Origin of the sequence: Streptomyces venezuelae, assembly GCF_008642315.1 — a bacterium.
Taxonomy (GTDB): Bacteria; Actinomycetota; Actinomycetes; order Streptomycetales; family Streptomycetaceae; genus Streptomyces; species Streptomyces venezuelae_D.
Genome location: NZ_CP029192.1, coordinates 2,623,953 through 2,647,954, shown reverse-complemented (window position 1 = coordinate 2,647,954; position 24,002 = coordinate 2,623,953). Strand labels below are relative to the sequence as shown.

The following is a 24,002-nucleotide window of genomic DNA, read 5'->3' as shown; positions in this document are numbered from 1 at the left end:
CCGGGCACCCGCCATGGACAGATACTCTGGAAGGCGACCTGTCCCCTTTCCCCGACCCGAGGATTCGCGACCGCCGTGTTCGATACTCTCTCCGACCGCCTCGCAGCGACATTCAAGAACCTCCGGGGCAAGGGCCGCCTGTCCGAGGCGGACATCGACGCCACGGCGCGCGAGATCCGCATCGCCCTGCTCGAGGCGGACGTGGCCCTGCCCGTCGTCCGCGCCTTCATCAAGCAGGTCAAGGAGCGCGCGGCCGGTGCCGAGGTCTCCCAGGCCCTCAACCCCGCCCAGCAGGTCATCAAGATCGTCAACGAGGAGCTCATCGGCATCCTCGGTGGCGAGACGCGCCGCCTCCGGTTCGCCAAGACCGCGCCGACCGTCATCATGCTGGCGGGTCTGCAGGGTGCCGGTAAGACGACCCTCGCCGGAAAGCTCGGCCTCTGGCTGAAGGGGCAGGGCCACTCGCCGCTCCTCGTGGCGTGTGACCTCCAGCGCCCCAACGCCGTCAACCAGCTGAGCGTGGTCGCCGAGCGCGCGGGCGTCGGTGTGTACGCGCCGCAGCCGGGCAACGGCGTCGGCGACCCGGTGCAGGTCGCCAAGGACTCCATCGAGTTCGCGCGCACGAAGCAGTACGACGTCGTGATCGTCGACACCGCGGGCCGCCTCGGCATCGACCAGGAGCTGATGCAGCAGGCCGCGGACATCCGCGACGCCGTCAGCCCGGACGAGGTCCTCTTCGTCGTCGACGCGATGATCGGTCAGGACGCGGTCAACACGGCCGAGGCGTTCCGTGACGGCGTCGGCTTCGACGGCGTCGTGCTCTCCAAGCTCGACGGTGACGCCCGCGGTGGTGCCGCGCTCTCGATCGCGCAGGTCACGGGCCGCCAGATCATGTTCGCCTCGAACGGCGAGAAGCTGGACGACTTCGACGCGTTCCACCCGGACCGCATGGCGTCCCGCATCCTCGGCATGGGCGACATGCTCACGCTGATCGAGAAGGCCGAGCAGACCTTCTCGCAGCAGGAGGCCGAGAAGATGGCCTCGAAGCTGGCGTCCAAGAAGGGCCAGGACTTCACCCTGGACGACTTCCTGGCCCAGATGGAGCAGGTCAGGAAGATGGGCAGCATCAGCAAGCTGCTCGGGATGATGCCCGGCATGGGGCAGATCAAGGACCAGATCAACAACCTCGACGAGCGCGACGTCGACCGCACCGCGGCCATCATCAAGTCGATGACGCCCGCCGAGCGCCAGGAGCCGACGCTCATCAACGGCTCGCGCCGCGCCCGTATCGCCAAGGGCTCCGGTGTCGACGTCAGCGCGGTGAAGAACCTCGTCGAGCGGTTCTTCGAGGCGCGGAAGATGATGTCCCGCATGGCCCAGGGCGGCGGTATGCCGGGTATGCCCGGGATGCCGGGCATGGGTGGTGGCGCCGGCAAGCAGAAGAAGAAGCAGAAGCAGGCCAAGGGCAAGCGGAAGTCGGGCAACCCGATGAAGCGCAAGCAGGAGGAGCAGGAGGCCGCGGCGCGCCGCGAGGCCGCGAACCAGGCCGGCTCCGCCTTCGGGATGCCGGGCGCGCAGCCGGGCAAGGACTTCGAGCTGCCGGACGAGTTCAAGAAGTTCATGGGCTGAGCCCGCAGCCAGTCGTACGTCGCTCGGGGCGCCCTTCCGGTGAGGGGCGCCCCGAGCGTTTGCCGGGGCGGATTCTGTGGTGCCCATGGCGGTTTTCTGTCGTAACGTCCGGATATGAGCAACCCCGTGCCGCCGGACCGGGCGCCCGACAAGCCATGGCGCTCCGAGGGAGCGCCCGCGCCCGACCCCGCACCACCGCCGAAGAAGAAGATGCCCGGCGGCTGGGGCGGGCTCGTTTTGACGGCCCTGATCGTCTACCTCATCGCCAACCTCGTGCTCTCCTTCTTCAACGAGGGGGACGAGCCGACGATCTCGTACACGGAGTTCAGCAAGCAGGTCGACTCCGGCAACGTCACGAAGATCTACTCCAAGGGCGACGCGATCCAGGGGCAGCTCAAGAAGGAGCAGGACAAGCCGGGCGACGACAAGGGGAAGTACACCAAGTTCACCACCCAGCGGCCCGCCTTCGCCGACGACAAGCTCTGGGACGACCTGACCAAGCACAAGGTCACCGTCACCGCCGAGCCCGTCGTGCAGGAACGCAGCTTCCTGTCGAACCTCCTCATCTCGCTCGCGCCGATGCTGCTGCTCGTCGTGCTGTGGATCTTCATCGCGCGGCGCATGAGCGCGGGCATGGGCGGCGGTGGCGGCATGCTCGGCCGCAAGACGCCGCCCAAACCCGTCGAGCTGGAGCCCGGGGCGAAGCGGACCACCTTCGAGGACGTGGCGGGCATCGACGAGGTCGAGGGCGAGCTCAACGACGTCGTCGACTTCCTGAAGAACCCCGGCGTCTACCGCGACATGGGCGCCAAGATGCCGCGCGGCGTGCTCCTCGCGGGGCCGCCCGGCACCGGCAAGACCCTGCTCGCCCGCGCCGTCGCCGGAGAGGCCGGCGTGCCCTTCTTCTCGGCGTCCGCCTCCGAGTTCATCGAGATGATCGTGGGCGTCGGCGCCTCGCGCGTACGGGAACTCTTCACCGAGGCCCGCAAGGTCGCGCCGTCCATCATCTTCATCGACGAGATCGACACCATCGGACGCGCCAGGGGCGGCGGCAGCGGCATGGGCGGCCACGACGAGCGCGAGCAGACGCTCAACCAGATCCTCACCGAGATGGACGGCTTCTCGGGCGCGGAAGGGGTGATCGTGCTCGCCGCCACCAACCGGGCCGACATCCTCGACCCCGCCCTCACCAGGCCGGGCCGGTTCGACCGGGTCGTCAACGTCTCGCCGCCCGACCGCGCCGGACGCGAGGCCATCCTCAAGATCCACACACGGCCCATCCCGCTGGCCGCCGACGTCGACCTCGCCCAGGTCGCCCGTACGACACCGGGCATGACCGGCGCCGAACTCGCCAACCTCGCCAACGAGGCCGCCCTCATCGCCGTCAAGCGCAAGCAGCGCGCGGTCACGCAGGCCGACCTCTCCGAAGCCATGGAGAAGGTGCAGCTCGGCGCCGAACGGCCGCTGGTGATGCCCGAGGACGAGCGCAGGCGCACGGCCTACCACGAGAGCGGACACGCCCTGCTCGGCATGCTCCAGCCCGGCGCCGACCCCGTCCGCAAGATCACCATCGTGCCGCGCGGTCGCGCGCTGGGCGTGACACTCTCGACGCCGGACTCCGACAAGTACGCCTACACGGAGGAGTACCTCCGGGGACGCATCATCGGCGCTCTGGGAGGCATGGCAGCCGAACACGTCGTCTACGGAGTGGTCACCACCGGCGCGGAGAACGACCTGGAGCAGGTCACCAACATCGCCCGCGGCATGGTCGCCCGCTGGGGCATGAGCGAGCGGGTCGGCCGCCTCTCCGCCCTGCCGAACGACGCCCAGCAGGCGTACGGTCTCGCGGCCGCCCCGGCGACCCTCGACACGATCGACGGCGAGATGCGCCGCATCGTGGACGAGTGCTACGAGAGCGCCTGCCGCCAGCTGCGCGACCACCGCGCCCGGCTCGACGCCCTGTCCGCCGCGCTCCTGGAGAACGAGACGCTGGAGGAGGCGGAGGCGTACCGGATCGCGGGCGTCACGCGGCTGACCAAGGGCGGCTGACGCAGGGCTCCTCTACGGAGAGGGCTCGTCTACGGAGAGGGCTTTTCAAGGCGTACGCGCGATCAGGTACCGGAAGACGTTCGGCATCCACACCGTCCCGTCCGCACGCCGATGCGGATGCAGCGCCTCCGTCAACTCCTTGTCGACCTGCGCCTGATCCGTCGCCCGCGCCGCCGCGTCGAACAGCCCCGTCGAGAGCAGCCCGCGTGCCGCGCTCTCCACGTCCGCGTACCCGAAGGGGCACGCGACCCGGCCCGAACCGTCCGGCTTCAGCCCCGCCCGCTCCGCGACCACTTCCAGGTCGTCACGGAGCGCGGGGCGCCAGCTGCCCCTGCGCCGGAACGGATCCGCGAGCTTCGTCGCCACCTTCAGGACGGACGAGGTCGCGCACCGCTCCGGAGGCCCCCAGCCGGCGAGCACCACCGCAGTGCCGTGCCCGGCCAGCGGAGTCGCCGCCTCCAGGAGGTCGGAGAGACCTTCGGAGTCGCCCGCCATGCAGCCGATCGGCTGGAAAGCCGTGACGAGGTTGTACGTGGGCAGGCCCGGGTCCGCCGCGTCCGCGGGGCCGCCTTCCACCAGCCGGGTGGCGGCACGCGCGCGTGCGTCATCCGTGGAGTCCGGCAGCAGACGTTCGCGCGCGAGAGCGAGACGTTCGGGCTGCGAGGGGTCGACGCCGGTGACGGCGGCACCCCGAGAGGCCGCCATCAGCAGAGCCAGTCCGGAACCGCAGCCGAGGCCGAGGAGCCGGGTGCCGTTCCCCACGTCGAGCCGTTCGTACACCGCTTCATAGAGCGGGACCAGCATCCGTTCCTGGATCTCCGCCCAGTCACGCGCGCGTGCACCCAGGTCCACACGGGGCGCCGCGCCCGCGTGGGGGAGGTGCGACTGCACGAGTGTTGGTGTCATCGAATGCGCCCCAATCAGCCGAGAGTTAGTGCCGTGACGTAATCCAACGGTTCGTCCGCCCCCGTGCAGTGCGCTCGCACTCCCCCCGTATGCCAGAGAACTCCGCATCCGTCGTGGCGTCCAGAGGTTGTGGGCCAATGCTTGCGTTCCACCGTCGTGCGCCCCTCGGCGATAAACCCGAGCATTCTCCGCAGGCCCGCCTCTACCATGCGCGCCATGGCCAAAACACCCGTGCTCACGCCCCAGGCGGACGACTTTCCGCGCTGGTACCAGGACCTGATCAACAAGGCCGAGCTGGCCGACAACGGCCCGGTGCGCGGCACCATGGTGATCCGACCGTACGGCTACGGACTGTGGGAACGGATGCAGCGGGAGATGGACACCCGCATCAAGGAGACGGGTACGCAGAACGCGTACTTCCCCCTCCTCATCCCGCAGTCGTACCTCACCAGGGAGGCGGAGCACGTCGAAGGGTTCGCCCCGGAGCTCGCCGTCGTCACGCACGGCGGCGGCAAGGAGCTGGAGGAGCCGGTCGTCGTCCGCCCCACCTCGGAGACGATCGTCAACGAGTACTTCTCCAAGTGGGTGCAGAGCTACCGCGACCTGCCGTTGCTGATCAACCAGTGGGCCAACGTGGTCCGATGGGAGATGCGCCCGCGCCTGTTCCTGCGGACCTCGGAGTTCCTCTGGCAGGAGGGCCACACCGCCCACGCGACGTACGAGGAGGCCCGCGACTTCGCCGCCCGCATCCACCGGCACGTGTACGGAGACTTCATGCGCGACGTCCTCGCCATGGACTTCGTCCTGGGCCGCAAGACCGCCAAGGAGCGCTTCGCGGGCGCCATCAACACCCTCACCCTCGAAGGCATGATGGCCGACGGCAAGGCCCTCCAACTCGGCACCAGCCACGAGCTGGGCCAGAACTTCGCCAAGGCCTTCGACACCCGGTACCTGTCCAAGGAGGGCACCCAGGAGCTCGTCTGGCAGACCTCCTGGGGCAGCACGACCCGCATGATCGGCGCCCTGGCGATGATGCACGGCGACGACGACGGGCTGCGCGTGCCGCCCCGCCTGGCCCCCGTCCAGGTCGTCGTCCTCGCCATCAAGGGTGACGACGCCGTACTCGCCAAGGTCCACGAGATCGGCGACACCCTGCGCGCCGTCGGCATCCGCGTCCAGGTCGACGACCGCACGGACACCCCCTTCGGGAGGCGCGCCGTGGACTGGGAGCTCAAGGGAGTCCCCGTACGCGTCGAAGTCGGCCCGCGCGACCTGGCGAACGGCACCGCCGTGCTGGTCCGCCGCATCCCGGGCAAGCACAGCCCCGGCGGCAAGGAGGCGGTCGCCGTAGACGCCCTTCCGGGCCTGCTGCCCACGGTCCTCGAAGAGGACCAGGCGCTGCTCCTGACGCAGGCCCGCGCCCGCCGCGAGTCCCGCACCTCGGACGTCCGCACGGTCGACGAGGCCGTGGAGGCGACGGCCGCCGGCGGGTGGGCGCGCGTCCCGTGGGCCGCGCTCGGCGAAGAAGGCGAGGCCGCACTGGCCGAGCACTCCGTGACCGTACGGTGTCTGGTCACGGAGGACGGGGCGGTGCCGGACGCCGAGGAGACCCCGGGTAACGTCGCTCTCGTGGCCCGCTCCTACTGAGGAAGGCGCCTCCGGTACGCCCGCGCTCGATCTCGGCTCGCACGCCTGCCCAGGCAACATGAGCCCCGGCGCGAGGAAGCGATCTACGCGCCGGGGCGTACGCGCCGCTACGTACCGGCTTGTTGCGAGCTGTGAGGCTTCTCCGCAGATCAGCGCACCCGCCCTCGTCCGGACGCATCAACGGCAACTGACGGGTACGTGCAAATTATTTGGGATGCCCCGGAATGGAACCCCCGGGGCTCCCGGCTCGTTGTTCACGACGTGAGCACGACACCACCTGTTCTCGCCGCAGAGCTGGCACAGGCGTGGGCCGACATTCAGCGGCACCACCCCGAGCTGCCCGACCTTGCCGCGCCCGAATCCCTGATCGGAGAGTCGTCGTCCGCCTGTGGCGCCGAGCTCTCTTTCGAGCGACTGCTTCACGAGGCAGTCCATGGCATCGCCGCCTCACGCGGCGTACGCGACACCTCACGTGCCGGCCGATATCACAACCGCAGATTCCTCGCGATCGCCGAGGAGCTGGGCCTGGACCACCCCGAGGAGCCACATCCCAGCAGTGGCTTCTCGCTGGTCACGCTCAACCCAGACGCCAAGAAGCGCTACCGCCCGACGATCGAGCGGCTCCAGAGGGCCCTGAAGGCACACACCGCGGCGACGACGGCGGACACCGCACGCAGCTTCCGGGGGCCGGCCGCCCGGCATGGCTCCTCCGGCGGAGGCGTGCGCGTCAAGGCCGTCTGCGACTGCGGGCGCAACGTCCGCGTCGTGCCCTCGGTGCTCGCCCAGGCGCCGATCATGTGCGGCGGCTGCGGCAAGCCCTTCCGGATCCCGGAAGGGGTCGCGGTGGGCGTGGGCTGAGCTGGCCCGGGGCGCCCGGACCGGGTGCGGGCGCCCCGCCGACGTATGGCACAATGGCTAGCTGTACTCGACAGTCGCACAGGACCCCTCTCTCCTCCGGCTGACGCGTCCATCGGGCACTCGAGTACCGCAACCCCACGCGGCATCAACGTTGTGCCCACCCACGTCAAGACCAGGAGACACCACTCCCGTGGCAGTCAAGATCAAGCTGAAGCGTCTGGGCAAGATCCGTTCGCCTCACTACCGCATCGTCGTCGCCGACTCCCGTACCCGCCGTGACGGCCGGGCCATCGAGGAGATCGGTCTGTACCACCCGGTGCAGAACCCGTCGCGCATCGAGGTCAACTCGGAGCGTGCCCAGTACTGGCTGTCCGTCGGCGCCCAGCCGACCGAGCCGGTCATGGCCATCCTGAAGCTCACCGGCGACTGGCAGAAGCACAAGGGCCTGCCGGCCCCGGCGCCGCTGAAGGTTGCCGAGCCCAAGGACAAGCGCGCCGCGTTCGAGGCCTTCACCAAGGGTCTCGAGGGCGACGACGCCAAGGGCGAGGCCATCACCCAGAAGGCCAAGAAGTCGGACAAGAAGGCGGACGAGGCCGAGGCCGCGTCCACCGAGTCCACCGAGGCCTGAGCATGCTCGAGGAGGCTCTCGAGCACCTCGTGAAGGGCATCGTCGACAACCCCGACGACGTGCAGGTCGCCTCGCGCAACCTGCGCCGCGGGCGCGTCCTCGAGGTCCGGGTCCACCCCGACGACCTCGGCAAGGTGATCGGCCGCAACGGCCGCACCGCGCGCGCTCTGCGCACCGTCGTGGGCGCGATCGGCGGCCGTGGTGTCCGCGTCGACCTCGTCGACGTGGACCAGGTTCGCTGAACCGGGTTCCCAGGACCGATGGGTTCGTAGAACCACAGCAGCACCGGCTCCGGGCCGGGGAGGGCTCCAGGGCCTTCCCCGGCCCGTAGTCGTTGGATGAGGAGAAACGCAGTGCAGTTGGTAGTCGCCCGTATCGGCCGTGCCCACGGCATCAAGGGTGAGGTCACCGTCGAGGTACGCACCGACGAGCCGGAGCTGCGGCTCGGCCCCGGCGCCGTGCTCGCCACCGACCCCGCCGCCACGGGGCCGCTGACCATCGAGTCCGGCCGCGTGCACAGCGGCCGCCTCCTCCTGCGCTTCGAGGGCGTGCGCGACCGCACGGGCGCCGAGGCCCTGCGCAATACCCTCCTCATCGCCGAGGTGGACCCCGAAGAGCTCCCCGAGGAAGAGGACGAGTTCTACGACCACCAGCTCATGGACCTCGACGTCGTCACCCAGGACGGCGAGGAGATCGGCCGGATCACCGAGATCTCGCACCTGCCCTCGCAGGACCTCTTCATCGTGGAGCGGCCCGACGGCAGCGAGGTGATGATCCCCTTCGTCCAGGAGATCGTCGTCGAGATCGACCTGGAGGAGCAGAAGGCCGTCATCGACCCGCCCCCCGGGCTGATCGACGACCGCGCGGAGATCGCGTCCACCCGGGACGAGGCGTAATGCGGCTCGACGTCGTCACGATCTTCCCCGAGTACCTGGACCCCCTGAACGTCTCCCTCGTGGGCAAGGCACGCGCGCGTGGACAGCTCGACGTCCAGGTGCACGACCTCAGGGAGTGGACGTACGACCGGCACAACACGGTCGACGACACCCCCTACGGCGGCGGCCCCGGCATGGTCATGAAGACCGACCCGTGGGGCGCGGCCCTCGACGACGTGCTCGCCGACGGGTACGAGAACGGGGCCCACGGCCCCGTCCTGGTCGTCCCGACGCCCAGCGGCCGCCCCTTCACCCAGGAACTGGCCGTGGAGCTCTCCGAGCGCCCCTGGCTGGTCTTCACGCCCGCGCGCTACGAAGGCATCGACCGCCGCGTCACGGACGAGTACGCGACCCGCATGCCCGTCTACGAGGTCTCCATCGGCGACTACGTCCTCGCGGGCGGGGAAGCCGCCGTCCTGGTCGTCACCGAGGCCGTGGCCCGCCTCCTGCCCGGCGTCCTCGGCAACGCCGAATCCCACCAGGACGACTCCTTCGCCCCCGGAGCCATGGCCAACCTCCTGGAAGGCCCGGTGTACACCAAGCCTCCCCAGTGGCGCGGGCATGGCATCCCGGACGTCCTCCTGAGCGGACACCACGGGAAGATCGCCCGCTGGCGGCGGGACGAGGCGCTCCGGCGCACGACCCGCAACAGGCCCGATCTCATTGAGCGTTGCGACCCCAAGGCCTTCGACAAGAAGGACCGCGAGATGCTCTCGATCCTGGGGTGGCAGCCGGGGCCGGACGGCCGATTTGGGCGTAACCCCGAGGCCGTGGAAGAATAGACCGCTGCTGTACGTCCAGCGTGCGCCCCTGCCACAGGGGGAACGACGCCCGCCCGACGCGATCAGCTACCGAAACCTCATCACCACGTTCCGCTGATGACCTGTGGCATCAGTGAAGAAAGCAGACGATCATGGCTAACCTGCTCGACTCCGTCGACAGCGCGTCGCTGCGCAGCGACATCCCGGCCTTCCGCCCGGGTGACACCGTCAACGTCCACGTCCGCGTCATCGAGGGCAACCGCTCCCGTGTGCAGCAGTTCAAGGGCGTAGTCATCCGCCGCCAGGGTGCCGGCGTGCGCGAGACCTTCACGGTCCGCAAGGTCTCCTTCTCCGTCGGCGTCGAGCGCACCTTCCCGGTGCACACCCCGATCGTCGAGAAGATCGAGCTCGTCACCCGCGGTGACGTGCGTCGCGCGAAGCTGTACTACCTCCGTGACCTGCGCGGCAAGGCCGCGAAGATCAAGGAGAAGCGCGAGAGCTGAGCTCCCGCGCGGGTCCACAGCGGGGCCGGATAGCATCTGGCCCCGATGGACACCGAAGCACAGCACACGGAGCGCGACCGCTCCTCCCCATCCTCCGATTCCGGAGACGTCCCTGACGTCGCCGAAGCATCCGAGGAGACGGAGGAACGGTCGCGCTCCGTTTTCGCGTCGCTCCTCGACCGCGTACCCGGCGGCGGGTTCACTCTGTCGTTCCTGCTGTGCATGGGCGCCCTGATCCTGGTCAGTGCCTTCGTGGTGCAGCCCTTCCAGATCCCGAGCGGCTCCATGGAGCCCGCGTTCCGCTCCGGGGACCGGGTGCTCGTGAACAAGTTGGCGTACCGTTTCGGTTCCGAGCCGCAGCGGGGCGACGCGGTCGTCTTCGACGGAAGCGGCTACTTCGGAGAAGCCGACTACATCAAGCGGGTCGTGGGCACAGGGGGAGACCGGGTGGTCTGCTGCGACAAGCGGGGGAGGGTCGAGGTGAACGGCGAGCCGATCGACGAGCCGTACCTGTACCCGGGGGACGCCGCCTCCAAGGTGCCCTTCGACGTCGTCGTCCCCGAGGACAGCCTTTTCCTGCTCGGCGACCACCGCAGTGACTCCCGTGACTCCCGCGACCATCTCGGAGAGCCCGGCGGCGGCATGATCCCCGTGGACGCGGTCATCGGCAGGGCCGACTGGATCGCCTGGCCCGTCGGCCGCTGGACGTCTCTGGAGCGCCCCGACGGCTACGCGCGCGTGCCCGCACCGGGCGGCGCGCATGGGTAGCCGAGGACGCACACGCGGGGCCGGCCACCGCGTCGACACCCGGCTGCCCACGGGGTCCCGGCCGACCGACGGCCCCGCCCTGCCCGGCCGGGCCGAGCGACGCAAGCTCGCGAGGAAGGTCAAGCGGCGCCGGCGTCGTTCGGCGATCAAGGAGATACCCCTCCTCATAGGTGTGGCGCTGCTCATAGCCCTCGTCCTGAAGACCTTCCTGGTGCAGGCCTTCGTGATCCCGTCGGGCTCCATGGAGCAGACGATCCGGGTCGGCGACCGTGTCCTCGTCGACAAGCTCACCCCCTGGTTCGGCTCGAAGCCGGAGCGCGGCGACGTCGTCGTCTTCAAGGACCCCGGCAGCTGGCTCGAAGAGGAACAGGGCAAGAAGAAGGACGACCCCGTGGTCGTCAAGCAGGTCAAGGAAGGCCTGACCCAGATCGGTCTGCTGCCGTCCGACAGCGAACGCGACCTCATCAAGCGGGTCATCGGCGTCGGCGGCGACACCGTGAAGTGCTGCGACAAGAACGACAAGGTCACCGTCAACGGCGTGCCGCTCGACGAGCCCTACATCAACCCGGGGGACAAGCCCTCCGCCTTCGAGTTCGAGGTGAAGGTCCCCGAAGGCCGCCTCTTCATGATGGGCGACCACAGGAGCGACTCGGCCGACTCCCGCTTCCACCGCACCGAGAAGTTCAGCGGCACGATCGCCGAGGACGAGGTCGTCGGACGCGCCGTCGTCATCGCATGGCCCTTCGGGCACTGGCGCAAGCTGGAGGCACCGGACACATATGCGTCAGTTCCCGACGCGCGTGCGGGATCGGACATCGCCACAGGAGCGTCGCATAGGCTGGCCCCTGACGATCGATACGGATTGATCCGGCTCCCGACCCCTGCGGAACTCCCGCTCGTTATGGGAGTGGTGGGCCTGCATCGCATCTGGGGCAGGCGGCGGCACGGACTGAGGAGTGGATGTGGGGGATTTGGCGGTCGGCGCACGATCCGGACACGAGGGGCCCGAAGATCGGCCGGGACGATCCGACGAGCCGGGCGTCGACGCCGTCGCGGACGGCACGACCCCCGGGAATGACGCCGTGGGCGACGGCGGTGACGGCGCCGGTGGCGCGACGCGGGAGCAGGACCCCGAGCAGCCGAAGAAGAAGCCCCGCTCCTTCTGGAAGGAGCTGCCGCTCCTCATCGGTATCGCCCTGGTCCTGGCGCTCCTCATCAAGACGTTCCTGGTCCAGGCGTTCTCGATCCCGTCGGACTCGATGCAGAACACGCTGCAGCAGGGCGACCGCGTCCTCGTCGACAAGCTGACGCCGTGGTTCGGTTCCGAGCCCGAGCGGGGCGAAGTCGTCGTCTTCAGGGACCCCGGTCACTGGCTGGACGGCGAGCCCACGCCCGACCCGAACGCGATCCAGCGGGTCCTCGGCTGGGTCGGCCTGATGCCGTCCGCCGACGAGAAGGACCTCATCAAGCGCGTCATCGGCGTCGAGGGCGACACGGTGGAGTGCAAGGGCACCGGCCCGGTGAAGGTCAACGGCAAGGCGCTGAACGAGCCGTACGTCTTCGCGGGCAACACCCCGTGCAGCGTCGACGACCAGGGCGGCCAGTTCAAGATCAAGGTACCCAAGGGCAAAATCTGGGTCATGGGTGACCACCGGCAGAACTCGCTGGACTCCCGCTACCACCAGAAGCAGCCCGGCGGCGGCGCCGTCCCCGTGGACAACGTCGTGGGCCGCGCCATCGTGATCGCCTGGCCGCCCACCCGCTGGGCGACGCTGCCCAAGCCGGACACCTTCGACCAGCCGGGCATCAACGCGCTCTCCAGCGCGGCGCCGGGCGTCCTCGGACTCGCGGGTGCCGTGCCGCTCGTGCTGTGGCGCAGGCGCCGTCTCACGGTGGCTGCCGCGCGCGGCGCGAGGGTTTCTGGCGGCAGTACCGCCGGGTAGGGTGCCGTCCCAGATCGCCGATCTTCCGCCGCCCGTACGCACGGGCGGCGAGGTCGTCTCCGAGATGGGGGAGCACTGGGATGAGCAGGACACAACGTACGAACGAGGGCCGCGGGCGGCTCGGCAGCGTGCTGTCGGGCATCGCCGTGGCCCTCGGCTGTGTGCTCTTCCTCGGAGGGTTCGTCTGGGGCGCGGTCCTGTACCAGCCGTACACCGTCCCGACCGGATCGATGGCGCCGACGATCGGCTCGGGCGACCGTGTGCTCGCGCAGCGCATCGACGGCGACGAGGTGCGCCGTGGCGACGTCGTCGTCTTCGAGCAGTCCACGTGGGGCGACCTGCCCATGGTGAAGCGTGTCGTCGGCATAGGCGGCGACAGGATCGCCTGCTGTCACGACGGCAAGCTGACCGTCAACGGCAAGGACATCGCAGAACCGTATCTCCTCGATCAGGGCGAGGCCGCCGTGGCCACCCGCATCCCCGCCACGACGGTCCCCAAGGGGCGCCTGTTCCTGCTCGGTGACGAGCGCAGCGGGTCGCTGGACTCCACCGCGCACCTGACCGACGGGGAGAACGGCACGGTGTCGCGGAAGGCCGTGAAGGCGCGGGTCGACGCGGTGGCCTGGCCGATGGAGCGCTTCGGCATGCTGGAGCGGCCCGACGGCTTCGCGGCCGTACCGGGCGGCGTCTCCGAGCCGGGCCCCCTGCGCGTGATGGTGATCGCCGTCGTGGCGGGCATGGTCCTCGTCCTGGGCGGCGCGGCCTACGGACCGGTGGCCAGGCGCGCGGACCGTCGCCGCGCCGGCAGTGGCGCGCAGGAGACCGCCGGTGTCGGCTGATCTGCGCAGGGTCGCCCGGGTGATCCTGCTCGACCCGAACGACCGCATCCTGCTGATGCACGGCTTCGAGCCGGAGAACGCGGCGGACGACTGGTGGTTCACGCCGGGCGGCGGGGTTGAGGGCGACGAAACGCGCGAACAGGCGGCCCTGCGCGAGCTGCGGGAGGAGACCGGCATCACCGAGGTGGAATTCGGCCCGGTCCTGTGGCGGCGCGTCTGTTCCTTCCCCTTCGCGGGGCGGCGCTGGGATCAGGACGAGTGGTACTACCTGGCCCGTACGTCGCAGACCACCATCGCCGCGGAGGGCCTCACGGAGCTGGAAAGACGCAGCGTCGACGGAGCACGTTGGTGGACGTGCCGAGAACTGACCGAGGCTCATGAGACGGTGTATCCGACCAGGCTCGCCGAGCTGCTTCGCAGACTGCTCGACGAGGGGCCCCCGGAAAGGCCCGAGATCCTCGACACGGAAATCGTGTAGGGGCTCGCGGGGCTGACGCACAATAGGGGGACGCACGGCTGAAGGGGAACATGCCATGAGCGCCGAGGACCTCGAGAAGTACGAGACCGAGATGGAGCTGAAGCTCTACCGGGAGTACCGCGATGTCGTCGGGCTGTTCAAATACGTGATCGAGACCGAACGCCGTTTCTACCTCACCAATGACTACGAGATGCAGGTGCACTCGGTTCAGGGCGAGGTGTTCTTCGAGGTCTCCATGGCGGACGCCTGGGTGTGGGACATGTACAGGCCCGCCAGGTTCGTCAAGCAGGTGCGGGTGCTCACGTTCAAGGACGTGAACATCGAGGAGCTCAACAAGAGCGATCTGGAGCTTCCGGGCAGCTGACCTCCTGGCCGCGCCGACTTCGTCTTCACTCGGCGGGGTGGCGTGGTTTTCCACAATCGGCGAGTAGTGCACCAAGATCCAATAGGTGCGGGCTGAACCGTGACCGTGGATGTCGGAGGTGATGCCGACATGAACGCACGGGGAGCACTCGGCAGGTACGGCGAGGATCTGGCCGCACGACGGCTGGTCGACGCGGGGATGACGGTCCTGGAGCGCAATTGGCGCGCGGGCAGGACCGGTGAGATCGACATCGTGGCCATGGACGGCGAGGCACTCGTCGTCTGCGAGGTCAAGACGCGCAGAGGGGGCCCGGGCGGCTCCCCTCCCTTCGAACATCCGATGGCGGGCGTCGGCCGGACCAAGGCGGAGCGCCTGCGAAGGCTCGCCGAGCGCTGGATCGAGGAGCGCGGCGGTCCGCCGCCGGGCGGCGTCCGCATCGACCTGGTCGGCGTCCTGATCCCGCGACGCGGCGTTCCCGTGGTCGAGCACGCGCGGGGGGTGGCCTGATGGGATTCGCGCGTACGTGTTCGGTGGCGCTGGTCGGAGTCGAGGGCGTGGTCGTCGAGGTGCAGGCCGACCTGGAGCCCGGGGTCGCGGCCTTCACGCTGGTGGGGCTGCCGGACAAGAGCCTGACCGAGAGCCGCGACCGGGTCAGGGCGGCCGTGGTCAACTCGGGCGGGGAGTGGCCGCAGAAGAAACTCACGGTCGGGCTGAGCCCGGCGTCGGTGCCGAAGGGCGGCAGCGGGTTCGATCTTGCCGTCGCCTGTGCGGTCCTCGGGGCGGCGGAGCGGATCGATCCCCGGGTCCTCGCCGACATCGTCATGATCGGGGAGCTCGGACTCGACGGCCGGGTGCGCCCGGTCCTCGGGGTGCTGCCCGCGGTGCTCGCGGCGGCCGACGCGGGGTACGAACAGGTGGTTGTCCCGGAGTGCACCGCCGCCGAGGCCTCGCTGGTGCCGGGCATCTCGGTCCTCGGGGTGCGCAGCCTGCGGCAGCTCATCGCCGTCCTCACCGACGAGCCGGTGCCGGAGGAGGAGCCCGACGAACCCGGGCGGCCCGATCCGCTGCTCGCCGGGCTCTGCGTACCGGGAACCGGTGTCGGTACGGGGCTCAGCGGCGGCCCGGACGACGCCCACGCGCTCGACCTGGCCGATGTCGTCGGGCAGGCGGCGGCCAGGACGGCCGTCGAAGTGGCCGCGGCGGGCGGCCACCACCTCTTCCTGCAAGGGCCACCGGGCGCGGGAAAGACCATGCTCGCCGAGCGGCTCCCGGCAGTCCTGCCCCGGCTGACACGGGAGGAGTCCCTGGAGGTCACGGCGGTCCACTCGGTGGCGGGCATGCTGCCCCCGGGCAGGCCGCTGGTGGACATCGCGCCGTACTGCGCGCCGCACCACTCCGCGACCATGCAGTCGCTGGTGGGCGGCGGCAAGGGAATCGCCCGGCCGGGAGCGGTCTCGCTGGCTCATCGCGGGGTGCTCTTCCTGGATGAGGCGCCCGAGTTCAGCGGCAAGACGCTGGACTCGCTGCGGCAGCCCCTGGAGTCGGGGCACGTGGTCATCGCGCGCAGCGCCGGAGTGGTGCGGCTGCCCGCCAAGTTCCTGATGGTGCTCGCGGCGAACCCCTGCCCGTGCGGTCGGCACACGTTGCTGGGCGAGGGCTGTGAATGCCCCGCTTCCGTCATCCGCCGCTATCAGGCCCGTTTGTCGGGCCCGCTGCTCGACCGCGTCGACCTGAAGGTCGAGGTGGAGGCCGTCACCCGCTCCGAGCTGGCCGGATACGGCACGCCGGGAGAGTCCACCCGGACCGTCGCCGACCGGGTGCGCGCCGCGCGTGAGAGAGCGGCCGCCCGTCTGGCCGGCACCGGATGGCGGACGAACAGCGAGGTCGCGGGGCACGCCCTGCGCACGCGCTGGCCCGCGGCGCCCGGCGCGCTGGAGGCGGCCGAGCTGGACCTGGAGCGAGGCTTCCTGACGGCCCGCGGACTGGACCGCGTCCTGCGGGTCGCCTGGACCGTGGCCGACCTGGCGGGGCACGACCGGCCCCTCGCGCAGGACGTCGCTCTCGCGCTGCAACTGCGCACGGGGATCGCCCGGGGCGTGCCGATGGTGATCGGGGCGCCCTCGTGAGCCCCGAAATGCCGGAGGAAGTGCCGGAGGGTCCGTCGGCTCCGCCCTCGGACGGGGAGCGGCTGGCTCGTGTCGCGTTGACGCGGGTCCTCGAACCGGGGGACGCGGTCGGCGGGCGGTGGCTGCGAGAGGTCGGGCCGGATGAGGTGCTGCGGCGTCTCACCGGAACGGAGGAAAAGGAGCGGCTGCCCGGGGTGACGGCGCGGCGGTGGGGAGGGCTGCGGGCGCGGGCCGCCGCGGTGTGCCCGGAGCGGGATCTGGCGGCGGTGCGGGACGTCGGGGGGAGGTTCGTGTGTCCCGGGGACGGGGAGTGGCCGGTCACCCTGGACGGCCTGGGGGACGCGCGGCCGGTCGGGCTCTGGGTGCGGGGGCGGCCCTCCCTGCGGATATGGGGGCTGCGGTCGGTGGCTGTCGTCGGCTCACGGGCCTGTTCGGAGTACGGCGCACACATGGCGGCCGAGCTCGCCGTGGGGCTCGCGGAGCGCGGCTGGGTCGTGATCTCCGGTGGGGCGTACGGGGTGGACGGCGCCGCACACCGAGGGGCGCTCGGTGCCGGCGGTGCAACCGTCGCCGTGCTGGCCTGCGGGGTCGACCGGCCCTATCCGCGGGGACACGCCGGGCTGATCGGGCGCATCGCGGAACAGGGCCTCGTGGTGGGTGAGTTGCCGCCGGGGGACCATCCGACGCCGAGCCGGTTCATTCTGCGCAACAGGGTGATCGCGGCGCTGACCAGGGGAACGGTGGTGGTCGAGGCCGCATATCGCAGTGGGGCGCTCGCCACGGCGCGCAGTGCTCGGGAGTTGGGGCGCTTCGTCATGGGGGTGCCGGGGCCCGCGACCAGCGGTCTGTCGGCCGGGGTGCACGAACTGCTGAGGGGTGACGGAGTCCTCGTCACGGACGCCTCCGAAGTCGTCGAGCTGGTCGGTGACATGGGGGAGCTCGCCCCGGCCCGGCGGGGACCCGTGGTGCCGCGTGACCTGCTGGCTTCCGGAGTGCGGCGGGTCCTCGCCGCCCTGCCCGCGCGGGGGCTCGTGGCGGTGCGGGACATCGCGATCGGTGCGGGGACCACCGAGGACGACGCGGTCGGGCGGCTGTACGAACTTCAATCGTTGGGGTTCGTCGAACGACACGGCGACGGCTGGCAGTTGACACGCCAGGCGATTCTGTCCGAGCCCACTGACGCGAAGAAACGGTGACCAAGAGTAATGCGCTGAACGGCTACCCCCCGACGACCTTGGGAAATCGCGCAGTTGGCACGCCGAAGTCATCACACAGAGCGACGGCGTCGACTCCGTGCGGGGGTAAGCGGAACGTATCTGCGCACGCGCGATCCCATACTCTTCGCTCACTGCGACACTTCAGTCACGCTACGCTCACACAGATTCCGACGCGGACAGGCAACAGACGGACGACCTCATTCACTCCACGCACGCTCCCCACCGCTCCGGCGCGAGCGACACCGGTGACTCCACCGGCTCGCGCGACCTCACCGACCCACGCGATCTCCCCAGTTCAGGCGAGGTCCCCGGCTCCGGCGACCAGCCGGGTTCAGGTGGCCTCCCCGACCTCCCCGGTTCACGGCAGAACGGCTCAAGGCGACGAATGCCCCAGCACACCTCAGGGTCCGATCGGGCAGCGGTTCCCCCCGCCGCCCGTAGCGGCGAGCAGGAGCGGCCCCCCGCGCCCTCGTCGCTGGACGAGTTGTGGCGTTCGTACAAGGAGACGGGGGACGGCCGCCTGCGGGAGCAGCTGATCCTGCACTACTCGCCGCTGGTGAAGTACGTCGCGGGCCGGGTCAGCGTGGGGCTGCCGCCCAATGTCGAGCAGGCCGACTTCGTGTCGTCCGGCGTGTTCGGGCTCATCGACGCGATCGAGAAGTTCGACATCGAGCGGTCCATCAAGTTCGAGACCTACGCGATCACCCGCATCCGCGGGGCGATGATCGACGAGCTGCGGGCGCTCGACTGGATCCCGCGTTCGGTGCGGCAGAAGGCACGCAACGTCGAGCGGGCCTACGCCACACTCGAGGCGCAGTTGAGGCGCACCCCGTCGGAGGGCGAGGTCGCGGCCGAGATGGGGATCGCGCTGGAGGAACTGCATGCGGTTTTCAGCCAGTTGTCGCTGGCGAACGTCGTGGCCCTCGAAGAGCTGCTGCACGCGGGCAGCGAGGGCGGCGACCGGCTCAGCCTCATGGACACGCTCGAGGACCACGCGGCCGACAACCCCGTGGAGGTCGCCGAGGACCGTGAGCTGCGCAGACTGCTGGCGCGGGCCATCAACACGCTGCCGGAGCGTGAGAAGACCGTCGTCACGCTCTACTACTACGAAGGGCTCACGCTCGCCGAGATCGGCAACGTCCTCGGTGTGACCGAGAGCCGAGTGAGTCAGATCCACACCAAATCCGTGCTGCAGCTGCGCGCGAAGCTGGCGAGTTTTGGGCGCTGAGCGTCGCTGAATCGTCCCTGCCCGAGGGCGTGCGCGCCGGGAGCGGCTCCCGCGCGCGCCGTCCCGTCCGTAAAGTGGAGCTGTGCCAAGGATTCGAGCGGCCTCCGTGGCCGAGCACCGGTCGATGCAGCGCGGCGCCCTGCTGGACGCCGCGCGTTCCCTGCTGTCCGAAGGCGGTACGGAGGCGCTGACCTTCCCCGCACTCGCCGAGCGCACCGGTCTTGCCCGGTCGTCCGTGTACGAGTACTTCCGGTCGCGGGCCGCCGTGGTCGAAGAGCTGTGCGAGGTCGACTTCCCCGTCTGGGCGGCGGAGGTCTCGGCCGCGATGGAGTGCGCGGAGTCGGCCGAGGGCAAGGTCGAGGCCTACGTACGACGCCAGCTGGCGCTGGTCGGGGACCGGCGGCACCGCGCCGTGGTCGCCATCTCCGCGAGCGAGCTCGACGCCGGGGCGCGGGAGAAGATCCGTGCCGCGCACGGCGGCCTCATCGCGATGATCGTCGAGGCGCTCGAAGAGCTGGGGCACGAGCAGCCCCGGATGGCGGCCATGCTGCTCCAGGGCATCGTGGACGCCGCGGTGCGGCGCATCGAGCTCGGAGTGGCGGAGCAGCCGGAGGCCATCACGGAGGCAGCCGTGGCCATGGCGCTGCGGGGAGTCCGGGGCTGAGCCCCGGCGCGTAGAAGCGAGCCGGCGGTCGCGCCAGAGGTCCTCCGTACAGGAGCGGTCGTGCGGGGCCCGGCAGTGGACCGTACAGGGGCAGCAGGCGGGACGGGCCGTGGCGCAGCAGCCACGGTGGCAGGAGCGTCAGCGGGTTCAGGTACGTCCGCGCCCTGCGCAGGCCCCAGTGGAGACAGCTCGTCGGGCAGTGCCCCGTCGGCCGCTCCAGGAAGCCCACCGCGTCGCCCGCGCTGACCTCATCGCCCTTCTTCACCGTCGCCCGCACCGGTTCGTACGTCGTGCGCAGCGGTGGGTCCCCGGTGCCGTCCAGCTCCACCGCGACCACGCCCCGGTCCGCCACCCGGCCCGCGAACGAGACACGGCCCGGCGCCACGGCGCGCACCGCGGAGCCCGCGGCGGCGGCCAGGTCCACGCCCCGGTGGCCCGCGCCGTACGCGGTCGCCGGCGGGCTCCACCCGCGTACGACCGGGGGCCGGGCGCCGACCGGCCAGGTCGAGGCCCGGGCCGGAGCGGGGGCCGGAGTCGGGGCCGGACTCACCGTCGGGGCCGGCGTCAGAAAGGTCACGAGCAGGGCCGCCAGCGTGGGCAGCAGCAGTTCCGGATACATGCGAGAACCGTCCCGCGCCGGGCCCGTCCGCGGGGATCATGGACCATTTCTGTGGACGACCCGCTGCTTGTGGATAACCGCGTCACCCGGTCAAGGGAAGCGGCGTCACCTGCCACCCCGCGGGTCCCGTACACTTCTTTTGGCGATCCGGGTCACCGGGTCGACTTCGCACGCCCCGACACCAGGCCATGAAAAAGCCGGTGTCAGCGCCCCTCGGTCCCTAGTGGCAACTAGTGGCAAGGCGCACAGCGGGCGTCAGGCGCGAGTGCCGTCCGGCACACGCGGCACAACCGAGATTCTCAAGGAGAACGGCCATGGCCGTCGTCACGATGCGGGAGCTGCTGGAGAGCGGCGTCCACTTCGGTCACCAGACCCGTCGTTGGAACCCGAAGATGAAGCGCTTCATCTTCACGGAGCGCAACGGCATCTACATCATCGACCTGCTCCAGTCGCTGTCGTACATCGACCGCGCCTACGAGTTCGTCAAGGAGACCGTCGCCCACGGCGGCACGGTCATGTTCGTCGGCACGAAGAAGCAGGCGCAGGAGGCCATCGCGGAGCAGGCCACCCGCGTCGGCATGCCCTACGTCAACCAGCGCTGGCTGGGCGGCATGCTCACCAACTTCTCGACCGTCTACAAGCGTCTGCAGCGCCTCAAGGAGCTCGAGCAGATCGACTTCGAGGACGTCGCCGCTTCCGGTCTGACCAAGAAGGAGCTTCTCGTGCTCTCGCGCGAGAAGGCCAAGCTGGAGAAGACCCTCGGTGGTATCCGCGAGATGCAGAAGGTGCCCAGCGCCGTCTGGATCGTGGACACCAAGAAGGAGCACATCGCGGTCGGCGAGGCCCGGAAGCTCAACATCCCGGTCGTCGCCATCCTCGACACCAACTGCGACCCCGACGAGGTCGACTACAAGATCCCGGGCAACGACGACGCGATCCGCTCCGTCACCCTGCTCACCCGCGTGATCGCCGACGCCGTCGCCGAGGGCCTCATCGCCCGTTCCGGCGTTGCCGCCGGTGACTCGAAGCCGGGCGAGAAGGCCCAGGGCGAGCCGCTCGCCGAGTGGGAGCGCGACCTGCTCGAGGGCGAGAAGAAGGCCGAGGAGCCGAAGGCCGCCGAGGCCGAGGCCGAGGTTCAGAAGTCCGCCGAGACGGAGAAGGCTGCCGACGCCGAGCAGGCCGACGCCCCCGCCGCGGCCGCGGACGCCGAGCAGGCCTGACCTCACAGGTTCGGTTGTTGACGGCGGGGGCCCGATCGGCCCCCGCCGTTCACCCGTAGACCTCCGTAGATCTTTCAGACTTCGAGAGAGAATTTTCGATCATGGCGAACTACACCGCCGCTGACGTCAAGAAGCTCCGTGAGCTCACGGGCGCCGGCATGATGGACTGCAAGAAGGCGCTCGACGAGGCCGAGGGCAACGTCGACAAGGCCGTCGAGGCGCTCCGCATCAAGGGCCAGAAGGGCGTCGCCAAGCGCGAGGGCCGTTCCGCCGAGAACGGTGCCGTGGTCTCCCTCATCGCCGACGACAACACCTCCGGTGTCATCGTCGAGCTGAAGTGCGAGACGGACTTCGTCGCCAAGGGCGAGAAGTTCCAGGCCGTCGCGAACAACCTCGCCGCCCACATCGCCAAGACGTCCCCGGCCGACCTCGACGCGCTGCTCGCGTCCGAGATCGAGGCCGGCAAGACCGTCCAGGCGTACGTCGACGAGGCCAACGCCAACCTCGGCGAGAAGATCGTCCTGGACCGCTTCGCGCAGTTCTCGGGCGCCTACGTCTCCGCGTACATGCACCGCACGATGCCCGACCTGCCCCCGCAGATCGGTGTCCTCGTCGAGCTGGACAAGGCCGACGCCGACGTCGCCAAGGGCATCGCCCAGCACATCGCCGCCTTCGCGCCGAAGTACCTCTCCCGTGAGGACGTCCCCGCGGACGTCGTCGAGTCGGAGCGTCGCGTCGCCGAGGAGACCACCCGCGCCGAGGGCAAGCCCGAGGCCGCCCTCCCGAAGATCGTCGAGGGTCGCGTCAACGGCTTCTTCAAGGAGGCCACCCTCCTCGGCCAGCCCTACGCGCTGGACAACAAGAAGTCGGTCGAGAAGGTTCTCGCCGAGGCCGGTGTCACCCTGAAGCGCTTCTCGCGCATCAAGGTCGGCATCTGAGTCCGTACCGCGATCGACGGTAGACCCGTATAGGGTCGACAGCGGTCGCCCGCGTACGGTCCTCGTACGCGACGTACGACCGCAGGATCTGACGAGGAGGCCACTGCCGAGCATGGGTTGCGAACGACACCCCACCGGCAGTGGCCTTCTTCGTATGTTGTGCCGAGTAAGAGAAGCGAGAAGCACATGACCACCCAGGCCGACTCGAAGAGTGATGACGGCAAAGTTGCCGGACGCTTCCTGCTGAAGCTCTCCGGCGAGGCGTTCGCCGGTGGGGGAGGCCTCGGGGTCGACCCCGACGTGGTGCACGCCATCGCCCGGGAGATCGCCGCCGTCGTCCGTGACGGCGCCCAGATCGCCATCGTCATCGGCGGAGGCAACTTCTTCCGCGGTGCCGAGCTCCAGCAGCGCGGCATGGACCGGGCCCGCTCCGACTACATGGGCATGCTCGGCACCGTCATGAACTGCCTCGCGCTGCAGGACTTCCTGGAGAAGGAAGGCATCGACTGCCGCGTCCAGACCGCCATCACGATGGGGCAGGTCGCGGAGCCGTACATCCCGCTGCGCGCCGTGCGCCACCTGGAGAAGGGCCGTGTGGTCATCTTCGGCGCCGGCATGGGCATGCCGTACTTCTCCACCGACACCACCGCCGCGCAGCGCGCCCTGGAGATCGACGCCGAGGCGCTGCTCATGGGCAAGAACGGCGTGGACGGCGTCTACGACTCCGACCCGAAGACCAACCCCGACGCGGTGAAGTTCGACTCCCTCGGCTACGGCGAGGTCATCACCCGCGACCTCAAGGTCGCCGACATGACCGCGATCACGCTGTGCCGGGACAACAAGCTGCCCATCCTGGTCTTCGAGCTGCTCTCCGAGGGCAATATCGCGCGGGCCGTCAAGGGTGAGAAGATCGGCACACTCGTGGGCGACCAGGGAAGCCGGGCCTGATCCCGAGGGACCTGGGCCAGCCTCAAGGAACGTCCGCCGGGCGGGCCTTGAGGGGATGGACAAAGCCCTGCCGGTCGGACACCGTGCAGGAAAGAGACGCGACGCAGCCGGCCGCCCCGTGCTAGCCGGGCCACTCAAGACACGCAGGAGCAAGTGGTGATCGAAGAGACCCTCCTCGAGGCCGAGGAGAAGATGGAGAAGGCCGTCGTGGTCGCCAAGGAGGACTTCGCCGCGATCCGCACCGGCCGTGCGCACCCGGCGATGTTCAACAAGATCGTGGCTGACTACTACGGCGCGCTGACGCCGATCAACCAGCTGGCCTCGTTCTCGGTGCCCGAGCCGCGGATGGCCGTGGTGACCCCGTTCGACAAGAGCGCGCTGCGCAACATCGAGCAGGCCATCCGGGACTCCGACCTCGGCGTCAACCCGAGCAACGACGGCAACATCATCCGGGTGACCTTCCCCGAGCTCACCCAGGACCGCCGCAAGGAGTTCATCAAGGTCGCCAAGACCAAGGCCGAGGACTCCAAGATCTCGATCCGGTCGATCCGCCGCAAGGCCAAGGAGGCCTTCGACAAGGCGATCAAGGACGGCGACGTCGGCGAGGACGAGGGGCGCCGCGCCGAGAAGGAGCTCGACGACACCACCGCGAAGTACGTCGCCCAGGTGGACGAGCTGCTCAAGCACAAGGAAGCCGAGCTGCTCGAAGTCTGAGCCGAGGCTCGAGTCCGAGG

The 24,002-nt window shown here is 69.8% G+C and carries 26 protein-coding genes; 24 read left to right on the top strand and 2 right to left on the bottom strand.

What is annotated here, in order from left to right:
• The first annotated feature begins 75 nt into the window (after positions 1 to 75).
• Both ffh and ftsH read left to right on the top strand, forming a co-directional pair.
• Positions 76 to 1,629, top strand: coding sequence for a signal recognition particle protein (gene ffh, locus DEJ48_RS10980; protein WP_150215969.1), 1,554 nt, complete (start codon positions 76 to 78; stop codon positions 1,627 to 1,629).
• A 114-nt stretch (positions 1,630 to 1,743) separates the two neighbouring features.
• Positions 1,744 to 3,678 carry an ATP-dependent zinc metalloprotease FtsH gene (ftsH, locus tag DEJ48_RS10975; protein ID WP_150215968.1) on the top strand — a complete coding sequence of 645 codons (1,935 nt, stop codon included), beginning with the start codon at positions 1,744 to 1,746 and terminating at the stop codon, positions 3,676 to 3,678.
• A 45-nt stretch (positions 3,679 to 3,723) separates the two neighbouring features.
• On the opposite strand, the gene DEJ48_RS10970 is transcribed toward ftsH, so the two are convergent.
• On the bottom strand, positions 3,724 to 4,584 hold the full coding sequence (locus DEJ48_RS10970) for an SAM-dependent methyltransferase (protein WP_150215967.1): 861 nt from the start codon (positions 4,582 to 4,584) through the stop codon (positions 3,724 to 3,726).
• 216 nt (positions 4,585 to 4,800) lie between these two features.
• On the opposite strand from DEJ48_RS10970, the gene proS reads away from it, so the two are divergent.
• The 18 genes from proS to DEJ48_RS10880 all read left to right on the top strand — a co-directional run bounded on the left by proS (position 4,801) and on the right by DEJ48_RS10880 (position 19,543).
• The gene (proS, locus tag DEJ48_RS10965) at positions 4,801 to 6,231 is read left to right on the top strand and encodes a proline--tRNA ligase (RefSeq protein WP_150215966.1); all 1,431 of its coding nucleotides are present in this window, start codon (positions 4,801 to 4,803) and stop codon (positions 6,229 to 6,231) included.
• A 261-nt stretch (positions 6,232 to 6,492) separates the two neighbouring features.
• Positions 6,493 to 7,089, top strand: coding sequence for a hypothetical protein (locus DEJ48_RS10960; protein WP_150215965.1), 597 nt, complete (start codon positions 6,493 to 6,495; stop codon positions 7,087 to 7,089).
• A 190-nt stretch (positions 7,090 to 7,279) separates the two neighbouring features.
• Positions 7,280 to 7,717 carry a 30S ribosomal protein S16 gene (gene rpsP, locus DEJ48_RS10955; protein WP_150186450.1) on the top strand — a complete coding sequence of 146 codons (438 nt, stop codon included), beginning with the start codon at positions 7,280 to 7,282 and terminating at the stop codon, positions 7,715 to 7,717.
• 2 nt (positions 7,718 to 7,719) lie between these two features.
• Entirely contained in the window at positions 7,720 to 7,959 is a 240-nt protein-coding gene (locus DEJ48_RS10950; protein WP_014176063.1) for an RNA-binding protein, read from the top strand.
• A gap of 111 nt (positions 7,960 to 8,070) precedes the next feature.
• Entirely contained in the window at positions 8,071 to 8,613 is a 543-nt protein-coding gene (rimM, locus tag DEJ48_RS10945) for a ribosome maturation factor RimM (protein ID WP_150215964.1), read from the top strand.
• Positions 8,613 to 9,434, top strand: coding sequence for a tRNA (guanosine(37)-N1)-methyltransferase TrmD (gene trmD, locus DEJ48_RS10940; protein ID WP_150215963.1), 822 nt, complete (start codon positions 8,613 to 8,615; stop codon positions 9,432 to 9,434). The genes rimM and trmD overlap by 1 nt, the downstream gene beginning before the upstream one ends.
• A 131-nt stretch (positions 9,435 to 9,565) precedes the next feature.
• Positions 9,566 to 9,916 (top strand): 50S ribosomal protein L19, encoded by a 351-nt coding sequence (gene rplS / locus DEJ48_RS10935; protein ID WP_055569038.1) that lies wholly within the window; start codon positions 9,566 to 9,568, stop codon positions 9,914 to 9,916.
• A gap of 45 nt (positions 9,917 to 9,961) precedes the next feature.
• Positions 9,962 to 10,684 (top strand): signal peptidase I, encoded by a 723-nt coding sequence (gene lepB, locus DEJ48_RS10930; RefSeq protein WP_150215962.1) that lies wholly within the window; start codon positions 9,962 to 9,964, stop codon positions 10,682 to 10,684.
• On the top strand, positions 10,677 to 11,762 hold the full coding sequence (gene lepB / locus DEJ48_RS10925) for a signal peptidase I (protein WP_150215961.1): 1,086 nt from the start codon (positions 10,677 to 10,679) through the stop codon (positions 11,760 to 11,762). Before lepB (DEJ48_RS10930) ends, lepB (DEJ48_RS10925) begins: the two co-directional genes overlap by 8 nt.
• Positions 11,647 to 12,627, top strand: coding sequence for a signal peptidase I (lepB, locus tag DEJ48_RS10920; protein ID WP_150215960.1), 981 nt, complete (start codon positions 11,647 to 11,649; stop codon positions 12,625 to 12,627). Before lepB (DEJ48_RS10925) ends, lepB (DEJ48_RS10920) begins: the two co-directional genes overlap by 116 nt.
• 80 nt (positions 12,628 to 12,707) lie before the next feature.
• Positions 12,708 to 13,466 carry a signal peptidase I gene (gene lepB / locus DEJ48_RS10915; RefSeq protein WP_150215959.1) on the top strand — a complete coding sequence of 253 codons (759 nt, stop codon included), beginning with the start codon at positions 12,708 to 12,710 and terminating at the stop codon, positions 13,464 to 13,466.
• Positions 13,456 to 13,944, top strand: coding sequence for an NUDIX hydrolase (locus DEJ48_RS10910; protein ID WP_223831991.1), 489 nt, complete (start codon positions 13,456 to 13,458; stop codon positions 13,942 to 13,944). Before lepB (DEJ48_RS10915) ends, DEJ48_RS10910 begins: the two co-directional genes overlap by 11 nt.
• A gap of 55 nt (positions 13,945 to 13,999) precedes the next feature.
• On the top strand, positions 14,000 to 14,308 hold the full coding sequence (locus tag DEJ48_RS10905) for a DUF2469 domain-containing protein (protein ID WP_005311352.1): 309 nt from the start codon (positions 14,000 to 14,002) through the stop codon (positions 14,306 to 14,308).
• A 99-nt stretch (positions 14,309 to 14,407) separates the two neighbouring features.
• Positions 14,408 to 14,815, top strand: coding sequence for a YraN family protein (locus DEJ48_RS10900; protein ID WP_150215957.1), 408 nt, complete (start codon positions 14,408 to 14,410; stop codon positions 14,813 to 14,815).
• Positions 14,815 to 16,434 carry a YifB family Mg chelatase-like AAA ATPase gene (locus DEJ48_RS10895; RefSeq protein ID WP_150215956.1) on the top strand — a complete coding sequence of 540 codons (1,620 nt, stop codon included), beginning with the start codon at positions 14,815 to 14,817 and terminating at the stop codon, positions 16,432 to 16,434. Before DEJ48_RS10900 ends, DEJ48_RS10895 begins: the two co-directional genes overlap by 1 nt.
• An 8-nt stretch (positions 16,435 to 16,442) precedes the next feature.
• Complete coding sequence (gene dprA, locus DEJ48_RS10890) at positions 16,443 to 17,630, top strand: DNA-processing protein DprA (RefSeq protein ID WP_150221110.1); 1,188 nt, start codon at positions 16,443 to 16,445, stop codon at positions 17,628 to 17,630.
• Positions 17,631 to 18,036: 406 nt separating this feature from the next.
• Positions 18,037 to 18,879, top strand: coding sequence for an RNA polymerase sigma factor WhiG (gene whiG / locus DEJ48_RS10885; protein ID WP_150215955.1), 843 nt, complete (start codon positions 18,037 to 18,039; stop codon positions 18,877 to 18,879).
• Between the two features lie 106 nt (positions 18,880 to 18,985).
• Complete coding sequence (locus tag DEJ48_RS10880; protein ID WP_150221109.1) at positions 18,986 to 19,543, top strand: TetR/AcrR family transcriptional regulator; 558 nt, start codon at positions 18,986 to 18,988, stop codon at positions 19,541 to 19,543.
• Here the strand turns inward: DEJ48_RS10880 and DEJ48_RS10875 are convergent.
• Positions 19,497 to 20,162, bottom strand: a complete 666-nt coding sequence (locus DEJ48_RS10875) for a M23 family metallopeptidase (protein ID WP_150215954.1) — start codon at positions 20,160 to 20,162, stop codon at positions 19,497 to 19,499. The genes DEJ48_RS10880 and DEJ48_RS10875 overlap by 47 nt on opposite strands.
• A gap of 314 nt (positions 20,163 to 20,476) precedes the next feature.
• Here DEJ48_RS10875 and rpsB point away from each other — a divergent pair, with 314 nt between their 5' ends.
• The 4 genes from rpsB (at position 20,477) to frr (ending at position 23,982) form a co-directional block, all read left to right on the top strand.
• Complete coding sequence (gene rpsB, locus DEJ48_RS10870; protein WP_150215953.1) at positions 20,477 to 21,382, top strand: 30S ribosomal protein S2; 906 nt, start codon at positions 20,477 to 20,479, stop codon at positions 21,380 to 21,382.
• A 101-nt stretch (positions 21,383 to 21,483) separates the two neighbouring features.
• The gene (tsf, locus tag DEJ48_RS10865; protein WP_055565939.1) at positions 21,484 to 22,320 is read left to right on the top strand and encodes a translation elongation factor Ts; all 837 of its coding nucleotides are present in this window, start codon (positions 21,484 to 21,486) and stop codon (positions 22,318 to 22,320) included.
• Positions 22,321 to 22,506: 186 nt separating this feature from the next.
• Positions 22,507 to 23,268: a UMP kinase gene (gene pyrH / locus DEJ48_RS10860; RefSeq protein WP_150215952.1), complete on the top strand. Its 762-nt coding sequence runs from the start codon at positions 22,507 to 22,509 to the stop codon at positions 23,266 to 23,268.
• A 156-nt stretch (positions 23,269 to 23,424) separates the two neighbouring features.
• Complete coding sequence (frr, locus tag DEJ48_RS10855; RefSeq protein ID WP_150186465.1) at positions 23,425 to 23,982, top strand: ribosome recycling factor; 558 nt, start codon at positions 23,425 to 23,427, stop codon at positions 23,980 to 23,982.
• The last annotated feature ends 20 nt before the right edge of the window (positions 23,983 to 24,002 follow it).